Genomic DNA, 12308 nt, shown 5'->3' on the forward strand with positions numbered 1-12308 from the left:
ATCACCGACGGGAACGTCCACGATCGAGTTGGTGCGCTTTACAGTGTCACCTTCTTTAATGTCGCGGTCAGAGCCGAAGATAACGATACCGACGTTATCGGCTTCGAGGTTCAGCGCCATGCCCATAATTCCACCAGGGAATTCGACCATTTCACCAGCCTGAACATTGTCGAGTCCATAAACGCGGGCGATACCATCGCCAACGCTCAGCACGCGACCAATTTCAGCCACCTCGGCTTCCTGACCAAAATTATTGATCTGGTCTTTTAGGATCGCAGAAATTTCTGCTGCTTGGATACCCATTTATCCGACCTCTTTCATTGCATTCTGTAGGGAGTTGAGCTTGGAGCGGATCGAGCTATCGATCATCTTCGAGCCCACTTTAACGACGAGACCGCCAATGATGCTTTCATCGACGGTTGCATTGATGGTAATCTTCTTGCCCACGCGCTCTGCCAGGGTCTTGGCCAGCTTTTCGCTTTGGGTCTTTGTCAGTGCCTTGGCCGAGATCACCTCGGCTGTCACTTCACCGCGGGCCTCTGCCAGGCGATTCCGCAGCGCGGTAATCAGGGCAGGCACCACAAACAGACGGCGCTTTTGCGCCATCAGAGACAGTGTATTGGCCAGAACGGGCGCCAGGCCCATCTTGGCAGCAATTGCTGTAATGGCGGCACCCTGCTCATCCCGTGAGATCAGCGGCGAGCTGATCAGGTTTTGCAGATCCTCACTGTCAGCCAGGGCAGCTGCCAGATCATTGATGCTGGTTTCAAGGCTATCGAGCGCCTTGCTTTCTTCGGCGATCTCAAAGACCGCAGTGGCATAGCGCGCAGCAATGCCTGCTGAAATCGAAGCTGGTTCGGACACGTCCACCCTTCCGACATTTTGGCCCCGGTTGGCATGTCTGGCGAGCAGACGGCGTCCGGGGGCGTGAGCAAGCCCCACCAGAGCGGCAGGACGTTAAAATCAGCGTGGATGTAACAGAGCGTTAGCAACCTATCAACTGTCTATAATGTCGGAGGTGAAAACCATGATTTGATTGTTTTCAACACCTTAGCCAAAGTGCGGCTCTTTGCCTCTCTAAACAGGGCCAATTTTATGCACCTGACGACAGAAAATTACCGGTTCTGACAGGGGAAATGCGTCAGATTTTGGCCGTTCTCCCCTGCTATCGCCCCCATCAGTTCAAGCCCCAGATGGCAAAAAACTGAAAACAGAATCATCTTGCGCCTGTCGCAACGTCACATTTGAGCGGAGATGCGCAAAAACTGCGCACAAGGCCCAAAGGTGCCAGAGGGGGTTAGGCTGGCTCTGGCATCGGGTTTGACAGGCCCTCCAAAACCCGGATCGGATTGGCCTTCTTTACCCGGGTCATATGGCCCTTTTGCGGATGGGTCTGCTTGCTCACCTCGACCATGAATACCCCGGCTGCCAGCATCGCCGGCAATTGCTGCCCAACCCGTTCAAACAGCGGTCCCGATTTGAGCCAGAACCGCCTGGGGCTTGGCAGCTGATACAGGGCAGCGGCATGACGCTCGATGGTGAATTCGTGCAGGCGCAGTTGGTTTTCCAACTGGGTCAAAGTATAGGGGCGCCCGTAGCCAAATGGGGTCTTGTCATTGCGCGCCCAGAACCCGCCCCGGTTCGGCACCACAAAGATGGCCCGCCCCCCCGGCCCCAGCACCCGGCGACATTCCTCCAGCCCATGGGTGGGGCGTTCCGAGGTTTCCAGCCCATGCATCACCACCAGCCGATCCACGCGACCGGTTTCGATGGGCCAATCGGTCTCTTCACAAAGCACCGAAACATTGGGCATGCCCGCTGGCCATTGCATCACCCCCTGCGGTCCCGGCATCAACGCCATGACCCGGCGGGCCTCGGCCAGATAAGGCCGCATAAGTGGCGCGGCAAAGCCAAAGCCGGCCACTGTCTGACCGGCGGCTTCTGGCCAGAACTCCAACAGCCGGTTGCGCACCGAGGCCTGCGCCGCCCGCCCCAGGGTGCTGCGGTAGTAAAAGTTCCTAAGGTCCTGAACATCAAGATGCATTGCGGGTGCCTGCTGCTTGGGCCAATCTATCTGCAGTGTAACAATGGAGCGGCGAAAGACCATGCCCCTGGAAATCATTACCCTGCCCTGTCTCTCGGACAACTATGCCTATCTGCTGCATGATGCCAAGAGCGGTCGTACCGCTTTGGTCGATGCCCCCGAGGCCGCTGCGGTGAAATCGGCGCTCGCAGCTCGCGGCTGGGGGTTGGACGCAATTCTGCTAACCCATCACCACTATGACCATATCGATGGGGTAGAGGAGCTGCGCAGCACCTATGGACTGCAGGTCTACGGCGGCAAGGCCGACGCTGCCCGCTTGCCAAAGCTGGATCACGCGCTGGACTATGGTGCGACATTTGATCTTTTCGGCGAGCAAATCTCGGTTCTGGACGTCTCGGGCCACACCATTGGCCATATCGCTTTTTACCTGCCAGACAGCGCCGCCGTCTTTACCGCCGACAGTCTGATGGCGCTTGGCTGTGGTCGTTTGTTCGAAGGCAGTCCTGATATGATGTGGGAAAGCCTCAACCGGCTGATGGCCCTGCCGCCCGAGATCTTGGTCTATTCCGGCCATGAATACACCCAGTCCAACGCCCGCTTTGCCATGACAATTGAACCTGACAACGCCGCATTGCAACTACGCGCTGCAGAGATCGACGCCAAACGCGCCAAGGGCGAGGCCACGGTTCCGTCACGTTTGCAATTAGAACTGGACACAAATCCGTTCCTGCGGGCGCATCTGGAGGAGGTCAAATCCGCAATCGGCATGGAACACGCTGAAAACGCAGAGGTATTTGCAGAAATCCGCAAGCGGAAGGACAATTTTTAGCCCAAAAGCTCAGCACTGGGCCTGTGACAGAGGGGCAGCATTTTCGAGGCTTTCAAAAGAAATGTGACCAAAATTTGAAAGAAAGTCCTTGAAGCTGCCGATCTATCAACCAAACTCTAATACTATGACGACATGGTTGATGCAGCGGGAATTGGCAGAAGGTCAACGCCCCGGTCACCCCAAGAACAGAGGAGCACGCCCGTGCCTTCATTCTCGAGCACACTAGAACAAGCCATTCACGCCGCGCTCGCGCTGGCGAATGAGCGGCGCCACGAATTTGCCACCCTGGAACATCTGCTGTTGGCATTGATCGAAGAACCCGACGCCGCCCGCGTCATGCGCGCCTGTAGCGTCGACCTGGGCCAACTACGCGGATCTCTGGTTGAATTCATCGACGAAGATCTCGCCAATCTGGTGACGGATGTCGATGGATCCGAGGCTGTCCCCACCGCCGCCTTCCAACGGGTTATTCAACGCGCCGCCATCCACGTCCAAAGCTCTGGCCGCACAGAAGTGACCGGCGCCAATGTCTTGGTTGCGATCTTTGCCGAACGCGAAAGCGACGCCGCCTACTTCCTGCAGGACCAGGACATGACCCGCTATGATGCGGTGAACTTTATCGCCCATGGCGTCGCCAAGGATCCCGCCTTTGGCGAATCCCGCCCAGTAACAGGCGCGCCCGAAGGCGAAGAAGAGACCATGGGTGCAGGCCCCACTACCGAGGGCGACAAGAAAGAGAGCGCGCTGGACAAATACTGCGTCGATCTCAACAGCAAGTCCCGCGAAGGCGACATCGATCCGCTGATCGGGCGCAGCCACGAGGTAGAACGCTGCATTCAGGTGCTGTGCCGCCGCCGCAAGAACAACCCGCTGTTGGTGGGTGATCCCGGTGTTGGTAAAACCGCTATCGCCGAGGGTCTTGCCCGCAAGATCGTGCAGGGCGAAGTCCCTGAAGTGCTCTCCAATACCACCATCTTCTCGCTCGACATGGGGGCGCTCTTGGCCGGTACCCGCTATCGCGGCGATTTTGAAGAACGGCTGAAAGCCGTGGTCACCGAGCTGGAAGACCATCCCGACGGCGTCCTCTTCATTGATGAGATCCACACGGTGATTGGCGCCGGTGCCACTTCTGGTGGCGCCATGGATGCCTCCAACCTGCTGAAACCTGCCCTGCAGGGCGGCAAGCTGCGCACCATGGGCTCCACCACTTACAAAGAGTTCCGTCAGCATTTTGAGAAAGACCGCGCTCTGGCGCGTCGCTTCCAGAAGATTGATGTAAACGAGCCCAATGTGCAGGATGCCATTGCCATTTTGAAAGGGCTGAAACCCTATTTCGAAGAGCATCACAGCATCAAGTTCACCGCCGATGCGATCAAATCCGCGGTTGAGCTGGCGGCGCGGTATATCAACGACCGCAAGCTGCCCGACAAGGCCATCGACGTGATCGACGAGGCTGGCGCGGCGCAGCATCTGGTGCCCGAAAGCAAGCGCCGCAAGACCATTGGCGTCAAGGAGATCGAGGCCGTGGTGGCCAAAATCGCCCGCATCCCGCCCAAGAGCGTCACCAAGGACGATGCCGAGGTGCTGAAGGATCTGGAGAAGAGCCTGAAACGGGTGGTCTTTGGCCAGGACGATGCCATCGACGCGCTTTCCAGCGCCATCAAACTGGCCCGTGCAGGTCTGCGCGAACCAGAAAAGCCAATCGGCAACTACCTCTTTGCAGGCCCCACGGGCGTCGGCAAAACCGAGGTGGCAAAACAGCTGGCCGACACATTGGGTGTGGAGCTGCTGCGGTTTGACATGTCGGAATACATGGAGAAACACGCGGTCTCCCGTCTGATCGGTGCCCCTCCCGGCTATGTCGGCTTTGACCAGGGTGGTCTGCTCACCGATGGGGTTGATCAGCATCCCCACTGTGTGCTGCTGCTCGATGAGATTGAAAAAGCGCATCCGGATGTCTTCAACATCCTGTTGCAGGTGATGGACAACGGTCAGCTCACAGATCACAATGGCCGCGCGGTGAACTTCCGCAATGTGGTGCTGATCATGACCTCCAATGCCGGTGCTTCGGATATGGCAAAGGCCGCGATTGGCTTTGGCCGGGATCGTCGCGAGGGCGAAGACACCGCCGCGATCGAGCGCACCTTTACGCCGGAATTCCGCAACCGCCTGGATGCCGTGATTGCCTTTGCACCGCTGCCCAAAGAGGTGATCCTTCAGGTGGTCGAGAAATTCGTGCTGCAACTGGAAGCCCAGTTGATGGACCGCAATGTCTCGATCGAGCTGACCCGCAAGGCCGCCGAATGGCTGGCAGACCGGGGCTATGACGACCGGATGGGCGCGCGCCCTCTGGGACGTGTCATCCAGGAACATATCAAGAAGCCGCTCGCCGAAGAGCTGCTCTTTGGCAAACTGGCCAAGGGCGGCTTGGTCAAGGTTGGTATCAAGGACGGCAAACTGGAGCTGCGCATCGAAGGCCCCACCAAGCCGCGCATCTCTGGCGATAAGCCTCCACTGCTGACAGCCGACTGATCATGCGGCTGCCTTTAGGAGTGTGTCTCCTCTCGCTCGTCACGGTGCCCGCCGTGGCGAGCGATTTCACCTTGAACTGGCCAGTGGACTGCAGCCTCGGCGAGACCTGCCATATCCAGCAATATGTCGACCATGATCCCAGCCCCGGTGCCCGCGACTATCAGTGCCGTCCGCTCAGCTATTCTGGCCACAAGGGCACAGACATCGCCCTGCCCTATCTGAGCGACATGCAGGAAGGAGTGGCCGTTCTGGCCGCCGCCCCCGGCGTGGTTCAGGGGCTGCGCGATGTGATGCCTGACGTCTATTCCACCGAGGAGAACGCCGCTGCCCTGCAGGGACGCGAATGTGGCAATGGGGTTGTTCTGGGCCACGAGGGTGGCTGGGAAACCCAGTATTGCCATATGCGGCAGGGGTCGATTCGGGTGGAAAAAGGCCAGAGGGTTGCGGCAGGAACACCGCTTGGAGAGGTTGGTCTTTCGGGAAGAACCCAATTCCCGCATCTGCACCTATCTCTGCGCCACAATGGCCAGGTGGTGGACCCCTTTGCCCCTCTGGGGCCTGAAGCCTGTCCTGCCGGGACGGATGCAATTGCTGAGGTGACAGTCACCAATAGTCTCTGGGCCGATCCGATCCCCTACCAGCCTGGAGGTTTCCTAGGGACTGGGTTCAGCACCCATGTGCCTGAGTTTCAGGCGATCAAATCCGGCACGGCCGGGAGCCAGCGGTTGACAACCGAATCTCCGGCCCTGGTGTTTTGGGCCTATGCCTTTGGCGGCCAGAAAGGTGATCGCATCCGGCTGTCGATTTCCGGGCCACGGGGCGAATTTTCGGTGCATGAGATCACCTTGGAGCGCAACCAGGCGCAGTTCTTTCGGGCCTCTGGCAAAAGGTTACGCCGCGAGAGCTGGGACTATGGGCGCTATATTGGTCTGGCGGTTTTGCTGCGTGGCGAGGAAGAAATCGACCGCATCGAACAGGAAATCCACCTCAGGTAACCTGCCGCATCTGCTCGCAAAAACTCTAACCTAGCGTTCAGTGAACTTCAGTTCGATACGGCGGTTCTGGGCGCGAGCTTCGGGGGTGTCATCCGTATTCACAGGCTGGAACTCCCCAAACCCATTGGCCGCCAGTCGTTCCGGGGCAATTTCAAGGTTTTCGATCATGTAGCGCACCACGGACAGGGCCCGACCCTGGCTCAGCTCCCAGTTATCGCTGTATTTCTCGCTGCCCAGCATAGCGGTATTGTCGGTGTGACCATCCACTCGGATAATCCAGTTGAGCTCTGCCGGGATCTCGGCGGCGATGGATTGCAGGATCTGCGCCACTTTGGCGATCTCTCCCTCCCCTGCACTCGACAGAACCGCGCTGCCGGGATCAAACAGTACCTCAGAAGCAAAAACAAACCGGTCGCCCGAAATCCGCACCCCTTCCTGGCTGCCCAAGACATTTCGCAACCGACCAAAGAACTCAGACCGGTAGCGCTCCAGTTCCTGCGCTTTGGTTTCCAGGCTCTCGGCCTTGCTGGCCAGTTCTGCCGCTTCCGTCTCTAGCCGTTTGCGTTCGCTCTCTTCCAACAGACGTCGGCGGCGCTCTTCGGAGGCAGCCCGCGCCAGCGCTGCATTCAGATCCTGACCAAGGTTCTGCAACTGTACTTCCTGGGCCGCGTCGCGTTCCTGGTAATCATCCAGAATGGCCTGCAGCCCGCCCAATTGTTCACGCAGAGCGGCAACCTGTTGGTTCAGCAGGGCTGTTTCCCGCAGCGCCTCGGCAGAGACCGCTTCCTGTTCAGACAGGGCCGCCTGGGCCTGGGCTAAAAGGTCCGCGCGTTCCTGCGCCAGGTTGCGATCATTCGCAGCTCCGGTTTCGGCATCCTTCTGCGCATTCAAAGCTGCCAACAGACGTTTCTGCAGTACTGCCTGATCACTGGCCGCCGCCTGGGCATTTTCCAGTGCATCCAAGGCCTGCAACAGACGCAGCTCGACAGAGGCGCGCTCTTCTGCAGTAGAAGACGCCGCATTTTGCGCTGCTGTCAGCTCTTTCTGCGCCTGCGCCAGCTCTGCTTCCAGCCCGGACATCACCGAGGCCGCATCTGCCTGCAAACGGGACAGTTGCGTCGCCAATCGGCGCTGCTCGGCTTCGGCCTCCGCCAGCTTGGCCGATGTAGTCTCTTCCAGTTTCAGCAGGGCCGCGGCCTGCTGCTGCTGCAGGGTGGCCAGTTCGCTTTGGTATTGCGTTTCCGTCTCGACACTTGCCGCTCGCTGACGCGCCAACTCAGCCTCCAGCGCGGCCTTGCTCTGGGCCGCTTGGCGGCGGGCGCCATCCAGCTCCCGGTTCAATCGCTCCTGGGTGGCGGTGCTGTCCAGCTCCAGCCGGTTCAGCTCAACCTCCAGCGCCGCGACCCGGCCTTCGGCAGCAGATTGAGAGACCTGCATCTGCGCCAGTACCCGTGTCAGGCGCTCGGCCAGTTCATCACGTTGCAATGTCTGCGCCTTGGCGGCCTCCAGTGTGGCTAGGGCCTGCTCCAGATCGCGATCCAGCTGTGCCTTGGCCGCCTGAGCCGCCGCCAGCAGGGTCAGCGTGTCTTCGGCCTCTTTGCGCTGGACCTCCAAGGACAGGGTCATGGCTGTGAGTTCAGCATTGGCCGTTTCCAGCCGCGCCCGCAGGGCTTCGGCAGCGGCGGCTTCCACCAGACGGGCTTCTTCTTCGGCGTTCAAACTGGTGGTCAGCTCTGCCAATTCCGTGGCCCGCAGATCGCCTTCCTTTTCGAGGTCCGCTATCAGAGCTTCCAGCGCTTCGCGTTTCGCCGCTGCAAGGCGGGCGCTTTCAACCCCTTCGTCAATTTCCTCACGCGCCTGGGCCAGCGCCAGGTTCAGCACCTTGGTCTCATCAAGCAGAGCCGCGCGTTCGGCATCCAGATCATCACGGCTTTTGGTGAGCGCCGCGATCTGCGCCTGGGCCGCATCCCGCCCGGCAATCAGCCCCGCCACCTGGGTTTCAAAATCAGCGAGCTGATTGCGTGCCTGTGCCAGATCGCCCTGCGCAGTAGAAAGCGTCGAACTGAGCGCCCCAAGCCGCGCACTGAGGCGGCTGTTAGCGCGTTCTTCCAGACCTAAGGCGTTGGCCAGGGCCTCTACCTCGGAGGCCAGCTCTCCTAGTTCATTCTCTTGTCCCGAAATTGTTTCGCGCAGCACAAATTGCACCACCATAAAAATGGTAAGCAGAAACATCAGCACCAAAAGCAGCCCGGTCATGGCATCAACAAAGCCCGGCCAAATCGAGTTCTGAAATCTTTGCCCGCTGCGCCGCGACAGGGCCATGACCTATTCCTCGTCCTGCTGGGACACGGCCGGTGCTGCGGTTTCCGGCGCTTGCCGTTCGTGCCCGCGTGGCACCGCAAAGGCCTTGACCATCAGATCGATATCCTTGCGCAGCTCCGCCAGGCTTTCCTGACGACCAGCGGAAATCTCTTCGAGAATACGCAGCATCTGCACGTCGATCGAGCGCAGGCGCATGCGGCTTTCGGCATCCATGCCAACATCACCATGAGCACGCATGATTTCTGTCAGAGTCTCTTGCCCCACGGCCACCCGGTCCAGCGCGGTGGCAATACCAGCCGCCTGGTCCTGTCGGCTGTTCATATCGGTGATGGAATCTACCAGCCGTGACAGTTTGTTGTCGATCTCGGCGCGGCTTTGGGCGTTCTGAGCAAACATCGCCTGCAAAGCATCCATTTGTTCGGCCATGGTATCCAGCACCTCAGAGACCACGCTAGTCTCTCCACTGCCGCTCCCGCTGCCTTCCTCGCCGGAGGAAAAGCTCACGCGGGTAAAAGAGGATAGCCATTCTTCCAGCTCTCGGTAGAACCGGTTCTGGCCATGGCCGGCAAATAGCTCCAACAAGCCGACGATCAGCGAGCCTGCCAGCCCAAGCAAGGAGGAGGCAAAGGCAACGCCCATGCCGCCCAGTTGGGCCTCAAGCCCGGTCATCAGGCGGTTGAACACGGCGATGCTTTCTTCACCCTCTTGTGGGGCCAGGCTGCGAATGGTGTCCACCACCGCCGGAACCGTGGTGGCCAGGCCATAAAAAGTCCCCAAAAGACCGAGAAAAATCAGCAAGTTGACAATATACCGGGTAATCTCACGCTCTTCGTCGACCCGCTGCGCCACCGAATCCAGGATCGAGCGTGTTGACGACGAGCCCAGCTGCATGCGGGCTGCCCGTGACCGCAGCAAGGCCGCCAGAGGCGCCAGAAGCGAGGGCGCGCGTTTTTCACCGCGGCTACCGCCAGAGGCAAAGCTTTCAATCCAGCGTACTGAGCCAATGAGCTGCAGCACCTGCCAGAAACAAGACAGAACCCCGATGATAAAGACAATGACGATAAAGCCGTTGAGCCAGGGGTTGGCCTGAAACACCGGCAGCACCTTGGGCAGAGCCATGAAGATCCCGACGCCAGCAAGGCCAAGCGCGATCAGCATCAGGATGATCTGCCGGACAGGTTGCGAGAATTGCGGCCTGGTCTTGCGGTCTGTTTGGGCCATGGTCGGTGCGATCCTGACAGTTTTTGCTTATTTTCCAGAGGAGCTTAATGGCAAAGAAACAAAAGCTCCAAGGCTTTATGCGGTTATTTCCCGCACGCGCCCCATCAGCCACTCCAGTTCCGGATCGCCCAGACCGATCTCGCTCAGATGTTCAGCGGTATTGTAGAGGTATTCGGTGTTGGGCCCCCGCCCGCCGACGGCCGTGGCGATAATCTGGGCTTGTTTTTCCAGCGCCATACCGCCGCAATACTGCACGTGATGCGGGTCGATCACATAGGTCACTGCTGTGACCTCTTCGCCAGAAGCCAGTTGAACCTCAAGGTCGCGCTCCAGATAGGCCGAGGAGATCAATTCGCGTTCGCGTAGGTAGTCCAGTGTCTCGGCTTCCTCGCCCGATTGCACCGCCAGCGCCAGCCCCTGACAACGGGATCCTGTGATTTCATCCAAGGCCAGCACCAGTCCGGGCGCTTCTTCGCTGCCACGATGATGGATCGACGACATGCAAAAAGACCGCGCATAGCCCTGCAGGGTTGCGACTTCGCTGCGGGCCACGGCAAAGCCCGGGTTCCACAGCAGAGATCCATATCCAAATACCCACATTGTCATGCTCTATGGTCCTTTTTTGATCGTCGTCTATAAACAGCAAAAACATGCCAATAAAAAGAGGGGCTGTTGCAGAATGCGCTTGCTGAAATGGCTTGGCCTGGGTGCTGCCGTCTGGATCATCTATTGGGGGGTTGCTGCCTGGGGGCTGCGCAGTGGGCTGGAGAGCTGGTTTGGTGAGCAGCAGCGCCAGGGCTGGCAGGTGGAACATGGGGCCCTGCAGACCAGCGGCTTTCCCAGCCGCCATGTCACACGGATTGATCAGGTGGTTCTGGCGGATCCCGGAACTGGCGCCGCCTGGAGTGCCGATTGGATGGAATTTGACAGCCCGGCGCTTTGGCCCGGCTCCCAGACCCTGCGCCTGCCGGCGACAGCGCAGCGGTTTTCCTTTTTTGACCAGACCCGGACCTTGCAGGCGCAAGAGATGCAGGCGGAACTGCAATTGGCCCCAGGTCTGGCGCTCGAGCTGGAGCGGCTGGCGCTTACCGCAAAGGACTGGCAGGTCAGCAAGGGGACAGAGGTGCATTGGCAGGCCCAGGATCTGACCCTGGTTCTGGCGCAGCAGGATCCCGCGACGCACTACCAGCTCAGCGCCTCCGCCACCGGCTTTGCCCCCAGCGGCGCCTTTCGGCGGATGAGCCAGCTGAGTGATACTCTACCGCAACGTTTTGACAGCCTTCAGGTTCAGGCTTCGGTGCAGTTTGACACCCCCTGGGATCGCCGGGCAATCGAGTTGCGGCGGCCCCAGCCAAGAGCCATTGATCTGCAACTCGTCGAGGCCCACTGGGGCGAGATGCGGTTCAAAGCCACCGGGCAGCTGCAGGTTGATGAACGCGGGCGCCTAACCGGGGAATTGACCCTGCAGGCACAGAATTGGCGCGCCATTCTGGACATGGCGGAACGCGCCAGCTTGCTGCCGCCCAGCACCCGCAACGCCCTGGAGCAGGTGCTGGCGCTCTTTGCAGGCGAAACCGGGTCACAGGAACGGCTGAACACCACCTTGAGTTTTGACCAGGGACAGATCTGGATCGGTCCCCTACCTATTGGCACGGCGCCGACGCTGGTTATTCGCTGATCGCGGGTCTTTTGATCAGGCGAAAAAGGGGGGGGGCTCCCGCCCGATCCGGGACATTCTTGCAGAATGCCGCGCCTCGGTTGGGCCCGGCGCCGCGCCATAGGCGCGGCGCGGTTGCACTTCGTATATCTGGTGGTGCTCAACCGCGAGCAGCCAGAGCCATAGGGTTAGCGGCAGTAGGCTCCGCCCCGGTGGCGCGCCACGTCGAGGTGGAAATGATCCAGATGATAACGATCCGATTCAGGGCCAAGCACCGTGCCAAAGGGGCCACAGGCCGCTTTCCACATCTTCACCATGGGTTTGCGGGTGTCGCGCGCCTGCCAGCCGACCAGCACGCTCACCATGGAGCCGTCTTCCAACACGAAGCCGGAGATATCGATCGCCTTGCCCCTGCCATGTTCCGAAATCCGACCGCCAGGGCGGTTGTTCCGGGTGCGACAGGCGTAATGCGCCGCCACCCGCAGGCTGACCACCCGATTGCCACGGCCAAAGGCCTTTACCACATCCTTGGAGACCCAGCGCTTCAGGGCCTCGGCGGTTTCGCAGGTCATCACCGAGGCCTGGCTGAGGGTAACACCGGCAACAGAGGTCACCCGAACGGCATCTTTGGCACCACAGCCGGGCAGCGTGGCCTCCACCGCGCCGACCTCTTTGCCCTGAATATCAATATCGTCACAAACGGAGCCC

General features: G+C 59.8%; 11 protein-coding genes. 4 read left to right on the plus strand and 7 right to left on the minus strand.

All coding sequences use genetic code 11. The features are described from left to right. From ABJP42_RS05655 to ABJP42_RS05665, 3 genes are all read right to left on the minus strand, one after another. Positions 1 to 303 (minus strand): HAS-barrel domain-containing protein (locus tag ABJP42_RS05655; RefSeq protein WP_348339153.1); only part of this gene is annotated, 303 nt, incomplete at its 3' end. Beyond that, entirely contained in the window at positions 304 to 864 is a 561-nt protein-coding gene (locus tag ABJP42_RS05660) for a F0F1 ATP synthase subunit delta (protein WP_348339155.1), read from the minus strand. A 433-nt stretch (positions 865 to 1297) separates the two neighbouring features. Further along, positions 1298 to 2044, minus strand: a complete 747-nt coding sequence (locus ABJP42_RS05665; protein WP_348339157.1) for a class I SAM-dependent methyltransferase — start codon at positions 2042 to 2044, stop codon at positions 1298 to 1300. A 61-nt stretch (positions 2045 to 2105) separates the two neighbouring features. Here ABJP42_RS05665 and gloB point away from each other — a divergent pair, with 61 nt between their 5' ends. The 3 genes from gloB (at position 2106) to ABJP42_RS05680 (ending at position 6400) form a co-directional block, all read left to right on the plus strand. After that, the gene (gene gloB / locus ABJP42_RS05670) at positions 2106 to 2873 is read left to right on the plus strand and encodes a hydroxyacylglutathione hydrolase (RefSeq protein ID WP_348339159.1); all 768 of its coding nucleotides are present in this window, start codon (positions 2106 to 2108) and stop codon (positions 2871 to 2873) included. Positions 2874 to 3074: 201 nt separating this feature from the next. Next, entirely contained in the window at positions 3075 to 5405 is a 2331-nt protein-coding gene (gene clpA, locus ABJP42_RS05675) for an ATP-dependent Clp protease ATP-binding subunit ClpA (RefSeq protein ID WP_348339161.1), read from the plus strand. A 2-nt stretch (positions 5406 to 5407) separates the two neighbouring features. Then, positions 5408 to 6400 (plus strand): M23 family metallopeptidase, encoded by a 993-nt coding sequence (locus tag ABJP42_RS05680; protein ID WP_348339163.1) that lies wholly within the window; start codon positions 5408 to 5410, stop codon positions 6398 to 6400. 30 nt (positions 6401 to 6430) lie between these two features. On the opposite strand, the gene ABJP42_RS05685 is transcribed toward ABJP42_RS05680, so the two are convergent. From ABJP42_RS05685 to ABJP42_RS05695, 3 genes are all read right to left on the minus strand, one after another. Further along, positions 6431 to 8722 carry a peptidoglycan -binding protein gene (locus tag ABJP42_RS05685; protein ID WP_348339165.1) on the minus strand — a complete coding sequence of 764 codons (2292 nt, stop codon included), beginning with the start codon at positions 8720 to 8722 and terminating at the stop codon, positions 6431 to 6433. Positions 8723 to 8725: 3 nt separating this feature from the next. Continuing rightward, entirely contained in the window at positions 8726 to 9943 is a 1218-nt protein-coding gene (locus ABJP42_RS05690) for a biopolymer transporter ExbB (RefSeq protein WP_348339166.1), read from the minus strand. 75 nt (positions 9944 to 10018) lie between these two features. Next, a complete protein-coding gene (locus tag ABJP42_RS05695) occupies positions 10019 to 10549 on the minus strand; it encodes a gamma-glutamylcyclotransferase (protein WP_348339168.1) in 531 nt (176 codons plus the stop codon). A 73-nt stretch (positions 10550 to 10622) separates the two neighbouring features. Here ABJP42_RS05695 and ABJP42_RS05700 point away from each other — a divergent pair, with 73 nt between their 5' ends. Further along, entirely contained in the window at positions 10623 to 11621 is a 999-nt protein-coding gene (locus ABJP42_RS05700) for a DUF2125 domain-containing protein (protein ID WP_348339170.1), read from the plus strand. Positions 11622 to 11788: 167 nt separating this feature from the next. On the opposite strand, the gene ABJP42_RS05705 is transcribed toward ABJP42_RS05700, so the two are convergent. Then, positions 11789 to 12308: extensin-like domain-containing protein (locus tag ABJP42_RS05705; protein WP_348339172.1), on the minus strand; the 520-nt coding region annotated here is incomplete at its 5' end.

It is taken from the genome of Pseudophaeobacter sp. (genome assembly GCF_039971195.1).
Lineage (GTDB): Bacteria > Pseudomonadota > Alphaproteobacteria > Rhodobacterales > Rhodobacteraceae > Pseudophaeobacter.